The sequence below is a fragment of the Flavilitoribacter nigricans DSM 23189 = NBRC 102662 genome, from assembly GCF_002646595.1.
GTDB classification, from domain to species: Bacteria; Bacteroidota; Bacteroidia; order Chitinophagales; family Saprospiraceae; genus Flavilitoribacter; species Flavilitoribacter nigricans.
This window is the reverse complement of record NZ_PDUD01000001.1, coordinates 407,182-425,140: the sequence shown is the minus strand read 5'-3', so window position 1 is coordinate 425,140 and position 17,959 is coordinate 407,182. Positions and strand designations below refer to the sequence as shown.

Sequence of the window (17,959 nt, the reverse complement as noted above, 5' to 3'; positions counted from 1 at the left end):
TTTTTTTCAAAATGGGCGGAGGGAAGGCTAAAAGCTCATCAAAAACGCCGTCAAATTATCTTCGGTTTCCAGGTCCAGCTTTTTGCGCAGGCGATAGCGGCTGGCCTCAATACCCCTTAACGACACATTCATCAGACTGGCCATCTCTTTGGTCGTCAGATTCATTTTCAGATAGGCACAGAGCTTCAGGTCTTTCGGCGTAAGACTGGGGTAGTCTTTCTTCAGCCGATCAAAGTAACCTTCATTGAGTTCGTTGAAGTGGTACATCACCTGTTCCCAGCCTTCATCTATGACCTCTTCCTGCCGGAGGGAATGGATCAGCTTTTGCAATTGCCGACTCACCTTCGGATCTCCGCTGTTCTTTTTGATCACCGATATTTGGTCGGCGATCTCGCTGATGGTCTCGTTCTTTTTGACCAGGTGGAGCGTTGCGGAAACCAGTTCCCTTTTTTTGTGTTCGAGTTCGGCCTGGATCTTTTCGGTTTCCAGCCGCTGGATCTCCTCTTTGGATCTTTTGACGGTAGAGTCCACTTTTTGCTCCAGCGCCTGGAAGCGCTTCCTCGATCTGAGGAACAGCAAATAGGCGATCGCACCGGTCAGCAGCAGGTAGAAAAAGATGGCCGGATAGGTGGCATACCAGGGCTTATTGATCTCAAAGGTGAAGCTGGCCGGATCCGATTCCTCCCCACTTTGGTTGATCCCTTTGACGTGCAGGGTATAGGTGCCCGGCGACAGCTTGGTATATTCCTTGGAGCGCAATGCAGTGGGGTGGGACCATCCTTCGTCAAAACCTTCCAGAAAGTACTGGAAGCGGACCGCGGCATTATTGACAAATTCGGTGGCCGCCAGGTTGAATAAGAGTGAATTTTGCCGGTAGTGGAGCTGCATCCCTTCCGGCAACATGCCCGCAAATAAAGTGCTATCTTCATTGATCCGGACTCGGTTGATCAGCACGCGGAAGCGGGGCAGCGAATCCTCCGGTTGCTTACCGTTATAGTGCAGAAAACCGTTGATGGTACTGATAAAGACCTGATCATCTTCGTGCGGACAGATCATTTCCCAGCCGCCATTCATGAGGCGTTTCAATTCCGGAAATACCCGCTTGCTGATCTGTCGTTCGAGCCCGGTATCTTCGATCTCCAATAATCCGATCTCCTTTTCGGTAATGAACCAGACATCGCCGTTCCGGCTTTCAAACAACCGCCGGATCTTAGTATCCGCCCCCAGATACTGCTCGATCGGTTCGTAGTGCTCAAAGCGTTGTTGGTTTTCATTGAAGGTGTACACTCCTTTTTCCGCGCAGATCAGTATTTCTCCGTTGATCCGGAAAACATGGTTATGGAGATTGGAAGGAAGCCCGTGCTCTGGTCCCATGAGTTCCACCTTCCGGCGGCTCGGATCGCGCGGAGAACTGACCCGGTAAATGCCGCGGTAGGGGTGAGACATCCAGCAATTACCCAGGTCATCCTGCACGATGAAACGACTGGATTCTTCGAGACCGCTAATGCGCTCCTGCAGTTGCCAGGAGTTCCGATCGAAGAGGGTAATACCCCGGTAATTACCGGAAAACACCAGTTCGGAATCCTGTTCATCCGCTTTAAACAGCCAGGCACCGGTCTCGCGGTAAAAGGGTTCGGCCCGACCGTTGTTGACCCGAAAGGCTCCATCATTATGACTCAGCAGCAACTGATCGTCGATTATATCCAGCCCCCAGACCTGTCCACTCGAATTTTCCACGAGCCGGAACTGATTGGCAATGGAGGTTTGCGGCCAGTCGGTGTAAAACAGCCCGCTGCTGGTGCCGAAATAGATCTTATCATCTTTTACGGCTACATCGTAACCGGCACCCTCCAGATCTCCATCCGGATAGATCCGGGAAAAGGGAGAGTTGGTCCGCACCATACTGATCCCGTTGTCCAGCCCGAGCCAGAGATTGTGCTGTTGATCCACGAAGGTGCAGATGATCCGGTTGTTAGTCAGTCCGTCCTCCGCATCTACCTGGTATTTGAATTGCCCATTGGAATCCACCACGATCACGCCCCGGAAGCCGGTGCCCAGTACGATATCGTGGTTGGGTAACTGCCCGAGCGTATTGATAAACTGGTCGGGGTACCGAAAGGCGCCTTCATTTTCCCACAGCACCATCTGGTTTTCCCGCAGCAGGAAGATCCCCCGCTTCCGCGTAGCGATCAGCAGTCCCTGGGGGCTGTCGATCACGCTCCGCACCTCCGTACCGTTCAATCGTTCATCATCCGGCAAAGCAACAAGCTTTTCGTCTTCCAGGTAAAAAAGCGGACCGTCACGATGCTGGACAAATATCCGGTTTCCGGCCTTCCCCATAAAGTGGATGGGTATATCCGCAATGACTTTACATTGATTATCCCGAACAATGAAGATCTTTTCGGAAGCCCGGAAATAGATTGTTCCCTCCAGCGTCTGCATATCCCACACATCCTCGAAATCCCGATGGGCCTGAGGAATGAGATCGACCAGCGATCGGTAAGCCCATTTTAACTCCGGATGCAATTCATAGCGCCCGAATTCATTTTGACCACCAGCAAAGATGACCCGGTCCTGCACCGAAATTGATCGCAGAACGGTCCGGTTGGGCAGGGGGAATAGCGTCCACTGCGCACCGTCGAATTCCAGCAATCCGTCGTTATTGGCGAAGTACAAAGTGCCGTTTGCCGCCTGATCGATGTCCCAGTTCTGGGTACCGTAGCCATAAACGGTCTTTGAGTAGCTATCCACAAATGGAGTACCCAACATTTGACCGTACCCGGAAACGGCAAACAGGCAGCAGATCAAAGGGCTCAGCGCCCGCAGGCTAATGTATCTCATCTTACCCTTCATACGCTGTCGTGCGTTGGTGCTTTTTGCAATGTGAGTAGTAAAATAGTAGTAATCTTTCTCTATTTCTATAATAATTTTTTGAGTGAGTAGTTTAACTGGGTTGCGATTTTATGCTGATTCCTGTGTTGTGGCCTAATTTTATGCAAAATTTAGAATGATTAGCAAAATTTAATTTTAACGGCATTCGAAATCGAGCGATTTAGGCAAAATGGACACCGATCAAAAATGTGAGGTCTAAAAATGCTTAATGAGTAGGCTCAACCGGCATTATTAAGTTTTGGGAACCATTAGATCAAAATCCTTCCATATGAAATCAAAAATAACGTTTTTATTACTGGTATTTGCGCCCCTGCTGCTGGCAGCCCAGGAGGGATCGGTACAGGGCGTGATACTGGATCAGGACAGTGGTGACCCCTTGCCCTATTCCAGTGTATTGAATAAACGGACCAGTGCCGGTACCGTAACCGATCTGGACGGAGCGTTTAAGGTCGATGCCCGCATCGGCGATACCTTGGAGTTCAGTTATCTGGGGTATACCAGCCAGCGGCTCACCGTTACGGATTTTAATCCGCTGAGCGTTCGCCTGACGGAATCCTCTTCCCAACTGGAAGAAGTAGTGGTGATCGGTTACTCGACAGCCACCAAAAAGGAACTGACCGGCGCGGTATCCGTGGTGAAGGCCGAAGAGATCGAATCCCTGAACCCCAACCGGCTGGAACAGGCCCTCCAGGGGCAATCGGCCGGGGTGCAGATCAGTTCGCAGTCCGGTTCTCCCGGCGGCGGATTCAATATTCGCATTCGCGGTATTTCCTCCAACGGCAATAACAATCCGTTGATCCTGGTGGATGGAGTACGTTACGAAGATCTCAGCGCGCTGGATCCTTCCAGCATCGAGAGTATCAATGTGCTGAAAGATGCTTCCGCCAGTATTTACGGAGTCCAGGCCGCGAACGGGGTAATCCTGATTACGACCAAGACCGGTCGGCAGGAAATGAAACCCACGGTTAGCATCCATTCCTACTACGGATCGCAGGAAACGGCCCGGAAGATCCCGGTACTCAACGCTACCGAATACGCGTTGCTGATCAACGAAGCCTATGTGAACGGAGGCAGTGCGCCGCCGTTTACCGATATCTCGGGACTGGGAGCAGGTACCGACTGGCAGGATGAAGTCTTTCAATCGGCACCTTTATCGAGTACAACGCTTAATGTGCGGGGTGGCGGTAGCCGCTCCACCTATGCGATCGGCGGATCTTTTTTCGATCAGAAAGGGATTGTCGGTGGGGACAAAGCCGGTTTCCAGCGCTATACCGGAAACCTCAACTACGGGGTTAATATCCTGGACAATCTGAAATTCAATACGATTGTCGCCTACGCCAACCAGAACCGGAAAACCCTGAACGAAAATGCGATCGGTTCCGTACTGTTCAACGCACTGAACATGCCGCCGAGCTTTGCTACCCGGACCGCCGAAGGCGCGTTCACCCTGGCGGAAGGCCTGGGCGCCGAGGTGATCAATCCGCTGGCCCAAATGGCCAACACCTATAATAATGTAGATGTCAACCGCTTTACCGGTAAGGTGGGACTGACCTTCGAACCGATCAAGGGGCTTTCCTTTGAGAGTAGCGTGCCGTACAACTTTTCCCAGGTGCGGGCGAAGACCTTCGGCCCGGAAGCTTACTACGGCGCGGGTAAGGTATTCAACGCCACGGAAAGTTCCATTTCTGAGTCTTTCGAAAATTACAGCAGTTGGGGTTGGGATAACGTCATCAATTACGAGCGCTTTTTCAACGATGTGCACAAGTTCAATTTCACCCTGGGTAGCTCCCTGTACGAAGAGCGTTACAAAGGGATCTACGGCTCCGGCTTCGGCATTCCCAACAACAGCTTTGAATTTGCCGCCCTTTTCCAGGCCGATGAGATCCGGGACAACGGGGCCAGTTCGGGAGAAGGGATCTTCCGCCTGTCGTCCTACTTCGGTCGGATCCAGTATAGCTATGATTACAAGTATCTCGTGTCCGTAATTCTGCGCCGGGATGGTACTACTCGCTTCGGACCCAATAACCGCTTTGGTTATTTCCCGTCCGTATCACTCGGTTGGGTACTGTCGGAAGAAGACTTTATGGAAGGTGCCGAATTTATCGACTTTGCCAAGCTGCGCCTCAGCTACGGAGAAACCGGTAACGATAAGATCGGTGATTTCCGCTACGTTTCTTCGCTCAACGGCGAAGCCGAATATATTCTCAACGGTGGCGATCTAGTGTCCGGTAAAGCCATCGGAGCGATTGCCAACCCGGACATTACCTGGGAGCGCAATGTCCAGTTCAACCTGGGGCTGGATCTGAACCTCTTCAACAACCGGCTGACGCTGACGACGGATTATTTCTACAAGGAAAGTCAGGACCTGCTGCTTGCCGTGCCGGTGTCCGGCCTGACGGGCTACACCGCACCCGGCGGAGGACTGCCGATCGCCAATGCCGGTTCCATCCGCAACTCGGGGATCGAGCTGGCGCTTAGCTACCAGGATCGGATCAGCGACCGGGTAGATTTCAGTATCGGCCTCAACGCCACCAAACTGAAGAATGAAACACTGGGACTGAACGACGGAGTGGCCTTTATCCAGGGCGGCGCCTTCGGTATCGGTCAGCTGCCACCCACCCGCTGGGAAGTTGGCCGTCCGATCGGTTATTTCTACGGCCGGGTGACGGACGGTATTTTCCAGAACCAGGCGGAGATCGAAGCCCACGGGGCCCAGCCCAACGCCCAACCAGGTGATATCCGTTTTGTGGATCTGAACCAGGACGGTACGATCGATCAGGAAGACCGGACCATGATCGGTAATCCGATCCCGGAGTATATCCTGGGCCTTAATTTCCAGGTCAACTTCTTCAACTTCGATTTTTCCGTTTTTGCCGATGCGCAACTCAATCGCGATATCGTTCGCAACTACGAACGCAACCTCCCGCTGACCAATCGTACGGCCTACAGCATCGACCGCTGGTACGGCGAAGGCACCAGCAATTACTTCCCCCGCCTGACGATCGGAGCTTCGGAGAATACGCTTTTCTCGGACTTCTACGTGGAAGACGGTTCCTACCTGCGGATCAAGAACCTGCAGTTGGGGTATACCTTCCCTAAATCCTGGATCTCCCGGGCGGGCATGAGCGCTTTGCGTATCTACGGTTCCATCACCAACCTCTACACCTTCACCAATTACCAGGGGTATGATCCCAATATCTCTTCCGGCAGTCCGCTGGCATCGGGTATCGATATCGGTTACTACCCGCAGGCGAGAAACTTCATTGGTGGGATTAAAGTAACCTTTTAAGATGATAGAAATGAAAGCAACATATAATCGAATACTGATCCTGATCGCCCTGTTTAGCGTCCAGTCCTGCTCCGAGAGCTTCCTGGATGTGGAGCCGATCAACCAGATCAATTCCGAGAACTTTTTCAACTCCGAAGATGACTACCAGCAGGCATTGATCGGTACTTACGATCTGCTGGCCTCCACCTATCTGAACGTGATCATGGGGGAGATCGCATCGGACAACACCCTTTGCGGCGGGGAGAACGCCAATGACGTACCCGGCTGGCAGGAGATCGACGATATGCGGCACAATGCCGCCAACGATCAGTTGCGCAATCTGTGGAACTGGATGTACGCCGGTATCAACCGCGCCAATTACATTTTTGAGTTCCAGGATAAACTGGATTTCAACGGAAAAGAGCAGATCCTGGGCCAGGCTGCCTTCCTGCGCGCCTACTACTATTTCGAACTGGTCAAATGGTTCGGTGATGTACCCTTGGCGGTAGACGAGCGGGTAAACTTCAATGATATTGCCAGTTATCCGCGGGCCCGTACTTCCGAAGTATACGCTCAGATCGAGGCTGATCTGGCATACGCTGCCAGTGTGTTGCCCCTGCGTCAGGATGATGCCGGTCGGGTTACCAAAGGAGCGGCCCAGTCGCTGCTCGGTAAAGCGCTGGTCTATCAGGAAAAATACGCCGAAGCGGCACCGGTACTCGACGAGGTGATCAACTCCGGAGTATACGATCTGTACACGGATTTTAGCACCCTGTTCCTGCAGCAGGGAGAGAACAACATCGAGTCGGTTTTTGAAGTACAATACTCCAATATTCAGGGGGCCGGCTTCGGCTGTCTCCAGTGTAGCGAGGGTAATGTGGCGGTTGGTTTCAGCGGTGTCCGGGGATACAACGGACCGATCTACCAGAGCGGTTTCAGCTTTAACGTGCCGGTCCAGGACCTGGTGGATCAGTACACGCCCGGCGATCTGCGCCTGGCCCCGACCATCTTTGATATTGAAGCCTTTCAGGCCGCCCAGGCTGCGTTGGGCGTTGAGGTCACTTACTCCGAAGGTTACGAACACACCGGATATTATAACCACAAGTACATTCCCCGCAGCGGCGAAAGCTTTCAGGATCCGAACCTGACCAATGCGACGAATTACCGGGCTATTCGCTTTGCGGATGTTCTGCTGCTCGCAGCGGAAGCACATCGCGCCCTGGATAATGACGAAACGGCCCTCACCTACCTCAACCGGGTAAGAGCGAGAGCCGGTCTGGCTCCGGTGGCTGCCGGTGGAACGGCTCTGACCGATGCCATTCTCCAGGAGAGAAGGCTGGAACTGGCCGGAGAAGGACACCGCTTTTTCGATCTGGTTCGTACCGGTCGGGCCGCGGATGCCATTCCCAATTTTACGGCCGGTAAAAATGAGTTATTCCCCATTCCGCTGGTAGAGATCGAACTGGCCGGAAATATTTGGGAACAGAATCCAGGTTATTAAATCCGGAGGTGTATCCCGGTCCGGAACCTGGACTTGTACGCCTCTTCAATCCAAAAACATGAAATTCAATAAATATTCCTCTATCATTCTCGCTCTGGTACTGCTGGTATTCGGGGCCTGCAATGAAAAAGAGTTTTACGAGATCGCTATCGGCCCGCCGAGCGATCTGCAACTGAGCTTTGCTATCGCAAACGACGACTCCGGGCTACTGACGGTATATCCCGAGGCTACCGGAGCCGCTTACTTCGATATCTACTACGGTGACGGTACGACCGAACCGGACCGGGTGGAAACCGGCCAGCCCGGTACCCATCTCTATACCGAAGGCACCTATACCGTGCGGGCGGTAGCCTATAGCCTTTCCGGAGAAAGTATCGAGACGACTCAGGATGTGAATATTCAGTTCACACCACCGGTCAACCTGAATGTGGATGTAGCGCTGGATCCGGTCAATACCAATACGGTAACCGTGACGCCGACCGCGGACAATGCGACCTTATTTGAGGTTTATTTCGGCGATGTGGCCGACGAAGAACCTACCTCGGTCATGCCGGGAGCATCCGCCGTACATACCTACGCGGAATCGGGAACGTATACGCTGCGGGTAGTAGCCCGGAGCGCCTCCCAGACCTCCCTGGAATACACCGAAGAACTGGAGATCGTCAAACCGGCCGTACAATTGGCCCTGCCGATCGACTTTGAAAACCCGGACGTTTCTTATGTCTTCGTCAATTTTGGCGGCGCTACGGCTACGGTTGTTGACAATCCGGATGCCAGTGGGGAGAATACTTCCTCCAGAGTTGGACAACTGGTCAAGGATGCCGGTGCCGAGATCTGGGCGGGAAGCTTACTGCAATTGCCGAACCCCATTGATTTTGCTTCCGGGGATCAGTTTACCGTTAAGGTCTGGAGTCCCAAGAGTGGCGCAGTGGTCAAATTAAAGGTAGAGAACGATCAGGATCCGAATATCGCCTACGAGGTGGACGGCGTCACCCAGACGAGCAACCAGTGGGAGACCATCAGCTTTGATTTCAGTGGGATCGATAAAAGCCAGAGCTACCACAAGGTGGTCATCTTCATGGACTTTGGTAACGAAGGCGATGGATCGACCTACTACTTTGACGAATTCGTCCTGATCGGGGAAACGACCGCCTTTGCATTGCCGATCGATTTTGAAGCGGAAAATGTGGATTACACCTTTGTGGATTTCGGCAATGCTTATGCCGGCCGGGTGGATAATCCGGATCCCAGCGGGATCAATACTTCCGCCAAAGTTGGTTCGATGAACAAAACGGCCGGTGCGGAGATCTGGGCGGGATCCTTTATGGAACTGGGCGCTCCCATTGATTTTGCCGCCAATGACCAGTTGGCCCTCAAGGTATGGAGTCCAAAGTCCGGTATTGTCGTGAAAATGAAAGTGGAGAATTCCGCCGATCCGAATATCAATTTTGAAGTGGATGTCACCAATACCCAGGCCAATGCGTGGGAAGAACTGGTATACGATTTCAGCGCGATCGATAAAAATCAGTCTTACGATCGGGTAGTGGTCTTCTTTGATTTTGGAAATACCGGTGACGGTACCGAATACTATTTTGATGATATTCGCCAGTACGTTACCGGCGGCGGAAACGATGTGCTGGAACTACCGCTGACCTTTGAATCCACCGCACTGGACTACAGCTTCGTCGCTTTCGGAAATGTAAGTGCCGAAGTACAGGATAATCCCGATCAAAGCGGGATCAATACCTCAGCCCGGGTAGCCAAATTAACCAAAGCCAACGGTGCGGAAGTATGGGGCGGCGCTTTTCTGGAATTGCCGGAACCTATCGACTTCAGCACGATGGATCAGATCGAAATTAAAACCTGGTCTCCGAAATCCGGGATCAATGTCCTGCTCAAGCTGGAAAATGCGACGAACGGGGACATCTTCCACGAAGTACAGGTCACCAACTCCGTGGCCGATGCCTGGGAAACCCTGACTTTCGATATGAGTGCCATTGATAAAAGTCAGGCTTACCACAAGGTGGTGATCTTCTTTGACTTCGGCGTCAACGGCGACGGGTCGGAGTACTACTATGACGATGTACAACTGAAATAAACAAATTCAGCCTGCCGGGCTCGGATGCAGTCCGGCAGGCGCAGTACATTTTTTTACCGTGAGGGTGTTGAGCATGCCGGGTGTCGCCGGAAGTCCAACATTCCGGGATTTGCGATTAAGAGTTAGAACGAAGGCCTGGCGGCCCGGCATGCTGAACGCTTTCACGGCAAAATCGAAAATTACCAAAATGAAATCCAAGATTTATTTCAATATGTTTTTTCTGCTCCTGCTCACCGCGATCTTTCCTGCCTGTGAAGAAGATCTTTCGGAAATTGCCGCCATCAATGCTCCGACCAATCTGATGCTGACGGCAAGCGTAATGCAGGATGGCTCCGGGCTGGTAAATTTTGATGCCAGTGCCGAAGGCGCCATGGTTTATCACTATTACCTGGGTGTAAGCGCCGGAGAGCGGCCGGTAGTGAGTAGTGACGGTAACCTGGATTATGCTTATCGCAGCTCGGGCGACTACACGGTGAACGTGGTTGCTTACGGCCCGGGCGGTGCGGCCACCAATGCTACTACCGAGATCTCCGTGGAGGTAACCTACGAACCGCCCACCGATCTGGTAGCTATACTAACGGGCGGTAGTTCCCGCAACTGGCTGTGGGACAAAGCCGAGCCCGGTCATCTGGGCGTTGGTCCGCTCGCCGATGATGGCGGTAATCCGGTGGGCGAACCCATCTGGTACATGGCCCAGCCTTTTGAAAAAGAAAGCGAAGGCTGCCTGTACAACGACGTCATGACCTTCTCACTGAACGGCGATAATACGATCTCCTACACGCTGAACAACCAGGGCATTACCTACTTCAACCGCGGTGAAGTAAATGCGGAACTGGGAGCAGCCGTACCGGACGCGGACCGTTGTTACGACTACGAAACCTCCGGCAGCAGCAGCGTCGGATTTTTCGAATCAGACAGTGGCATCCCGACCACCACGGACATCAGTTTTACGATCGGAAATAACGGATTCGTCAGTTATTTCCTGGGGAGCAATACCTACGAGATCATCAGCTATTCGGAAGACGAGATCTATCTGCGGACGATCCAGACGGATGACGGCGGCGCTCAGTTTGCCTGGTACCAGCGGCTGATCGCCGAGGATGCCGAAGATGGAGATCCCGTGGTGGAATACGAAGAAGTATGGGCCGATGAATTCAATACGGACGGTGCTCCGAATGCGGATAACTGGACCTACGACCTGGGCACCGGTGACAACGGCTGGGGGAACGGAGAAGCGCAGTTCTATACCGACCGGGCCGAAAATGTCTACGTGGATAATGGTACGTTGAAGATCGTGGCCAAACGCGAAAACTACAACGGTACCCAGTTTACTTCCACCCGCCTGAAAACCGAGGACAAATTCGAATTCACCTACGGCAAGATCGAGGTGCGGGCCAAACTCCCGAACGGTGGCGGCACCTGGCCGGCGATCTGGATGCTGGGGGCGGATTACCAGACCAATACCTGGCCGGCCTGCGGAGAAATGGACATCATGGAGCATGTCGGCAACAATCAGAATGTCGTTCAGGCGGCCATTCATACCCCTTCCAGCTTCGGCGATACCGAAAATAAAGCGTCCACTACGGTAAACGGTGTGAGTGATGACTTCCACGTATACGAGCTGGAATGGACTGCCGATGCTCTGAAATTCAGCGTGGACGGCAACAACTTTTACACCTACGAACCGGAGGTAAAGGATGCGTCAACCTATCCGTTCAACAAAGACTTCTTCCTGATCCTGAACGTAGCCATCGGCGGCGCTCTGGGCGGGGAGATCGACAACACCTTTACGGAAGGCGTGATGGAAGTGGATTATGTCCGTGTGTACCAGCAGAAATAAGCAGAAAAGCGAAAATACCTTATTTAGATCCGAACGGGTTTCGGGTGCCGGGAAATGATCCAGTATCCGAAACCCGTTCGTCATCCAGCCTCTGGATGAGATCGGGAACGCCGGTAGTTTGTAGCGGACGACGTTCGGATTTACCTAAACCAATAGGGGAAAGTCTTTGGAAGGAAATTTCAAATGCCTATATTGATGTCCTGATTGCTTAGCAAAACAAGGACATGAAGAACCAACAAAACCTATGCCTGGCCCTGGCGCTGGCTGCCCTTTGCGCCTGTTCCTCCGAAGCTCCGGAAGAAGAAGATCCGGAGCCCACTCCAACCTATACTACCTTTCAGGAAGATGTAAACTTTCTTCGGGAGTACACTGAAGTCATGGTACTGGAAGAACCCAACGGCACCGGTAGGGTGGCCGTAGCCCCGGCATTGCAAGGGCGGGTGATGACCAGTTCGGCCAATGGAGATACCGGTCGCAGCTACGGCTGGATCAACCGGCGGCTCTTCGAATCGGGAGATACCCTCGAACACATGAATGCTTTCGGCGGTGAAGAGCGTTTCTGGCTGGGCCCGGAAGGTGGTCAGTATTCCATTTTTTTCCGGGAGGGTGATCCTTTTGATTTCGAACACTGGCAGACTCCCCGGGTGATTGATCTGGACGTCTACGATACGGTGGGCCAAACTTCCCAAAAAGCAAGTTTTCAAAAGCAGACCTCGCTGACCAACTACTCCGGCTTTACCTTCGATCTGGAAATCGATCGCAGCGTAGAGGTACTTCCAACCGCTGCTATTTTTCAAACCCTGGGACTCCCTCCGAACGACAGCCTGCAGTCCGTCGGTTATCGAACCACCAACATCATTACCAATACCGGAAAAGAAGACTGGAAAAAGGAGACCGGATTGCTGTCGATCTGGTTACTGGGGATGTTCAATCCTTCCGATGCGACAACGGTGATCGTCCCTTTTGAAACGGGAGATCCCGAGACCCTGGGCGCTACCGTCAACGATACCTATTTTGGGAAAGTACCCGCCGAACGACTCCAGGTAGGAGAGGGGGTGCTGTTCTTTACCGCAGACGGGCAGTACCGGAGTAAGATCGGTCTGAACCCGTCCCGGGCTAAAGATATTCTGGGTGCCTACGACGCCCAGAACCAGATCCTGACCATTGTCAGGTACGATAAGCCTGCTGGCGTCAGTGATTATGTCAACTCGCTGTGGGAGCTCCAGGATGAGCCCTACGCCGGAGATGCGGTCAATTCCTATAATGACGGACCGCCCGAGCCGGGAGCCGATCCGATGGGGCCCTTTTACGAACTGGAAACCTCTTCACCCGCACTCGCCCTGCCGGGAGGGGAGAGCGGCAGTCACACCCAGTATACCTTCCATTTTGAAGGAGATGCGGCCATTCTCGATCGGATTGCCCGGGAATTACTGGGCGTTTCCCTGGACATGGTCCCTTAGAACGAAGCCCATTTGGGCATTCAATTTTTCAAACTGATCACCATTATGAAGACCAATTTTACTGGCTTTGGAATACTGAGTGTGTTGCTACTGTCCCTGGCTGCCTGTCAGTCCGATAGCGGCGGGGAAGCGAAGTTACCCAAAACAGTTGATTTCAACTTTCACATAAAGCCTATTTTATCCGATCGCTGTTTTGCCTGTCACGGTCCCGATGAAAAAGCGCGCAAAGGCGACCTGCGACTGGATATCAAGTCGGGTGCTTTTGCGCTGCTGGACAGCGCGGATAATCGCTACGCCATTGTGCCGGGCGATCTCAAAAAGAGTTCCCTCATTCAGCGGATCACGAGTCTGGATCACGAACTGGTGATGCCTCCGCCCGAATCCAATCTGACCCTGTCGGATTACGAGATTGAATTATTGAAAAAATGGATTGACCAGGGCGCTGAATGGAAGGACCACTGGGCATTTATCCCGCCGGAAAAGCCGGCTCTGCCCGAAGTAAAAAGGAACGAATGGCCGCGCAATGAGATCGACCAGTTCGTCCTGGCCAAACTGGAACAGGAGGGACTGAAGCCGGAGTCGCCGGCCAGCCGGGGAAAATGGCTGCGCCGGGTATCTTTTGACCTGACCGGCCTGCCGCCGGGGCCGGAAGAGCTCGAAGCTTTTGTACAGGATAATAGTGAAGATGCCTACGAAAAAGTCGTCGATCGCCTGTTGGCTGATCCGGCTTACGGAGAACGCATGACTTCTACCTGGCTCGATGTGGCGCGTTACGCCGATTCCCACGGCTATCAGGATGACCGGCCCCGCACCATGTGGCCCTGGCGGGACTGGGTGATCGATGCTTTTAATACAAATATGCCCTACGATAGCTTCGTAGTTTATCAGTTGGCGGGAGATCTCCTGCCCAATCCTACCTACGCTCATAAACTGGCGACGGGTTTCAACCGTAACCACGCTATTACCCAGGAAGGGGGAGTGGTGAACGAGGAATACGTCACAGAATACGTTGCGGATCGGACCAATACCGCCTCGGCCGCCTTTCTGGGACTGACTATGGAATGCGCGCGTTGTCACGATCATAAATACGATCCGATCTCGCAGAAAGATTATTACAGTCTGTTCGCTTTTTTCAATGGTATCGATGAAAGAGGCCAGATCAATTATTTCAACGAAGCGCCCTACCCGAATCTGGAAATGGAGGATGAGGAACTGGAAGCGCTGGTCGCTTTTCTGGATACCTCCATCACCCAGCTGCAAACCAAAGATTCCCTAATGCAGCGGACCGATCTGCCGGCCTTTCGGGAATGGCTGACGGCAGAAGGGGCAGAACTGGAAGGCAACGAAGAACTGGAAGAAGACCTCATCAGCTACCATCGCCTGGAAGCCGTTGAAGCACTGCGAACCCGCGACGAAGTAGCTCCGGAACGACCGGGCCGGATGAATACCGGCCTGCTGGCGGAACTGCAACCTCCGGCCCTGATCGCCGGCTACCGGGGGCAGGCTCTGGAATTTGACGGTTCCAATTTTCTGAATCTGGGAGATGTTGGGGATTTTGACTGGTACCATCCTTTTTCACTGGGTGCCTGGATCCAGGCGCCTCCGAACCGCGAAAAGGCAGCCGGATTGCTGGTGCGCCGGAACGGCGAACAAAAGCGTGGCGGATACGAGCTGGCCCTGACCAAAGAGGGGTTCCTGCGCCTGAGCCTCATCCACAACCAGGGCGCGGAAAGGATCGAAGTCCAGACCAGGAGCCGCATCGCGCCCGAACGGTGGACCCACGTTTTTGCCACTTACAATGGTTCGGGCAAAGCAAAAGGCATACAGCTCTTCATCAATGGAGAAAAACAGCCGGTTGAGATGCTGCTGGACCAACTGGATCGCAAAAGTATCCTCAACGGTAATGACCTGCTGGCCGGTAACTGGACCCACCGCAAAAAGACCCGCGGTGATATCCACGGGTTTGCCGGGGGCAAGCTGGATGAGATCCGGGTGTACGCCCGCGAACTGTCACCGCTGGAAGTACAGGGGATCGTGGAGAAGCCATTTGCTACCGCCTACCGGACAATGGCGCCAGGTGCCCGCCGGCAAGCCGAACGGGAAACCCTGTTGCCGCATTACCTGCTCCGGGTTTCGGAAGAGAACCGGGTACTACAGGAAAAATTGTACGATCTGCGCGAACGGGTGCAGCCCATTCCCTACATCATGATCATGGAGGAAATGGATACCGTCCGCGAAACTTTTATCCTGGCCAGGGGGGCTTACGATGCGCCTACGGAAAAGGTAGCACCGGCACCTCCCGCTTCGGTGCTGGTCTTTCCGGAAGAACAACCGAAAAACCGCCTGGGGCTGGCCCAGTGGATCACCGATACAGAGAATCCGCTGACGGCCCGGGTATTCGTCAACCGGCTTTGGCAGCAGCTTTTCGGCAAGGGGATCGTCAGCACTTCCGAAGATTTCGGTAGCCAGGGTGCTTTGCCTTCCCATCCGGAACTGCTGGACTGGCTGGCGGTAGATTTTATGGAGAACAACTGGGACATCAAAGCCATGCTGCGCAAGATCGCCCTTTCGGAAACCTACCGACAGTCCGGCCGGATCAGCCCGGATAAACTTCGACGTGATCCGGAAAACCGCCTGTTGGCGCGCGGTCCGAACCAACGGCTTTCGGCCGAAATGGTCCGCGATAATGCGCTCGCCGTCAGTGGTCTGCTCGTCGATTCTATTGGCGGTAAGTGGGTGAAACCCTACCAGCCGGCCGGTATCTGGAAAGAGCTGGCCAATCAGATCGGAGAAAATAAATACCGGGCTTCCCGCGGGGACGGCCTGCACCGGCGCAGTTTATATTCCTACTGGAAACGGACCATCCCGCCACCCACCATGCTCACCTTCGATGCGTCGGAACGCGCCGTTTGTGTAGTGAAAAGGCAGGCCACCAGTACGCCTTTACAATCGCTGGTGCTGCTGAACGATCCGCAGTACGTGGAGGCATCGCGCGAGCTGGCGACCCGGATGCTAAAAGCCGCTGACGGCGATGTCCGGACCGGGATTGAATTTGGTTTCCGCATGTTGACTTCCCGGCAGCCGACGGAAGAGGAACTCGGCATATTAACCCAGCTGCTGGAGGACGAACTGCGGTCCTTCGGCGACGATCCCCAACGGGCCCAACGCTATCTGGATATCGGAGCGGTTGCCCCCGACCGGGATCTTGCGCCCGGAAAACTGGCGGCCTGGACCATGGTAGCCAATACCCTCATGAATCTCGATGAAGCGAAGATGAGGTCCTGACCACGAAAGAACCAAACATTTAAAAACTGCAACTCAAGGATATTATGGCTAAGCATAACCGCCCTTTAAAATACACTGATCTGGAGACCGAGGCCGCATTACAGGTCAACCGCCGGCAATTTTTGTCGCGTTTGAGCCTGGGACTGGGCGGCGTGGCCCTCTCCTCCCTTTTGCCAGGATGTAATCCGGCGGAGAGCGTGCCGACCGTCAGTGGTAATACCGGACTGGGAGGCATCCTGGATACGACCCATATCGCTCCCCGGGCCAAGCGGGTGATCTATTTGTTTCAGAGTGGAGGTCCCGCTCAGATCGATCTGTTCGATTACAAACCCAAACTGGCCGAGATGTTCGGTGCCGAACTGCCGGGCTCCGTGCGGATGGGTCAGCGGCTTACCGGCATGACGGCCTACCAGAGTTCCTTGCCGGTAGCGCCTTCTTTTTTCTCTTTCAAACAGTACGGGCAGAGCGGAGCCTGGTTGAGCGAGTTGATGCCGCATACGGCAAAGATCGCCGATGAACTGTGCTTTGTCCGCTCCATGTATACCGAGGCGATCAACCACGATCCGGCGATCACGTTTTTCCAGACGGGCTCCCAGCAACCGGGACGGCCGTCGATGGGATCCTGGCTGTCCTACGGTTTGGGTAGTGATAACGAAAATCTGCCGACCTTCTGCGTTTTATTGTCGCGGGGCCTGATCCGGCCGCAGCCGATCTATTCCCGGCTTTGGGGCAACGGCTTTCTGGCCTCCATGCACCAGGGGGTGCAGTTCCGAGCTGGGAAAGATCCGGTATTGTTCATCAATAATCCCGATGGGGTAGAAGCCCCGGATCGCCGCCGGGCACTCGATCGTCTGGCGGAACTGAATGATATCCGGGCTAAGGAGTTTGGAGATCCGGAGGTGTATTCCCGCATATCCCAGTACGAAATGGCCTACCGGATGCAGACTTCGGTGCCCGAAGCGATGGACATTTCCGGCGAACCGGAAGAAGTGTACGATCTGTACGGTCCGGACTCCCGTCGACCGGGGACATTCGCGGCCAATTGTCTGCTCGCCCGTCGCCTGGCCGAGCGTAATGTGAAATTCATTCAGCTGTACCATATGGGCTGGGATCAGCACGTCGATCTGCCGCACGATCTGCGGCTGCAGGCCAAAGATACCGATCAGGCCAGTGCCGCTTTGGTGATGGACCTGAAACGCCGGGGCCTGCTCGAAGATACGCTGGTAGTCTGGGGTGGCGAATTCGGACGCACGGTTTACAGTCAGGGACGATTGACCAATGATAACTACGGGCGGGATCACCATCCGCGCTGTTTTACCATCTGGATGGCCGGTGGGGGCGTGAAGCCGGGCACAGTATACGGTGAGACCGATGATTTCAGCTACAATATTGTCAAGGATCCGGTCCACGTACACGATTTTCAGGCTACCATGATGCATCTGCTGGGCGTGGATCACGAAAAGTTGACCTTTAAGCATCAGGGGCGGCGCTACCGCCTGACGGATGTACACGGCAAGGTCGTCAAAGATCTGCTGGCCTGATCCCCGCTTTAGATTTACGGCAGATTCCGGGATTGATCCCGGCACCCTGATTTGTCCCAAGGAGAAAGATCAAA

General features: G+C 53.9%; 8 protein-coding genes. 7 read left to right on the top strand and 1 reads right to left on the bottom strand.

The window, feature by feature from the left end; genetic code table 11:
• Positions 1 to 27: 27 nt before the first annotated feature.
• The gene (locus CRP01_RS01560; protein WP_099148217.1) at positions 28 to 2,853 is read right to left on the bottom strand and encodes a triple tyrosine motif-containing protein; all 2,826 of its coding nucleotides are present in this window, start codon (positions 2,851 to 2,853) and stop codon (positions 28 to 30) included.
• A 307-nt stretch (positions 2,854 to 3,160) separates the two neighbouring features.
• Between CRP01_RS01560 and CRP01_RS01555 the strand changes: the two genes are divergently transcribed.
• The 7 genes from CRP01_RS01555 to CRP01_RS01525 all read left to right on the top strand — a co-directional run bounded on the left by CRP01_RS01555 (position 3,161) and on the right by CRP01_RS01525 (position 17,885).
• The gene (locus CRP01_RS01555; protein ID WP_099148216.1) at positions 3,161 to 6,181 is read left to right on the top strand and encodes a SusC/RagA family TonB-linked outer membrane protein; all 3,021 of its coding nucleotides are present in this window, start codon (positions 3,161 to 3,163) and stop codon (positions 6,179 to 6,181) included.
• Between the two features lie 10 nt (positions 6,182 to 6,191).
• Positions 6,192 to 7,661: a RagB/SusD family nutrient uptake outer membrane protein gene (locus tag CRP01_RS01550; protein ID WP_099148298.1), complete on the top strand. Its 1,470-nt coding sequence runs from the start codon at positions 6,192 to 6,194 to the stop codon at positions 7,659 to 7,661.
• A gap of 58 nt (positions 7,662 to 7,719) precedes the next feature.
• Positions 7,720 to 9,759: a hypothetical protein gene (locus CRP01_RS01545; protein WP_099148215.1), complete on the top strand. Its 2,040-nt coding sequence runs from the start codon at positions 7,720 to 7,722 to the stop codon at positions 9,757 to 9,759.
• Between the two features lie 187 nt (positions 9,760 to 9,946).
• Positions 9,947 to 11,599, top strand: coding sequence for a glycoside hydrolase family 16 protein (locus CRP01_RS01540; RefSeq protein WP_170110174.1), 1,653 nt, complete (start codon positions 9,947 to 9,949; stop codon positions 11,597 to 11,599).
• Between the two features lie 224 nt (positions 11,600 to 11,823).
• Positions 11,824 to 13,059 carry a DUF6786 family protein gene (locus tag CRP01_RS01535; RefSeq protein ID WP_099148213.1) on the top strand — a complete coding sequence of 412 codons (1,236 nt, stop codon included), beginning with the start codon at positions 11,824 to 11,826 and terminating at the stop codon, positions 13,057 to 13,059.
• Positions 13,060 to 13,104: 45 nt separating this feature from the next.
• Complete coding sequence (locus CRP01_RS01530; RefSeq protein WP_143473224.1) at positions 13,105 to 16,344, top strand: DUF1553 domain-containing protein; 3,240 nt, start codon at positions 13,105 to 13,107, stop codon at positions 16,342 to 16,344.
• A 44-nt stretch (positions 16,345 to 16,388) separates the two neighbouring features.
• On the top strand, positions 16,389 to 17,885 hold the full coding sequence (locus CRP01_RS01525) for a DUF1501 domain-containing protein (RefSeq protein WP_099148211.1): 1,497 nt from the start codon (positions 16,389 to 16,391) through the stop codon (positions 17,883 to 17,885).
• Positions 17,886 to 17,959 lie beyond the last annotated feature (74 nt).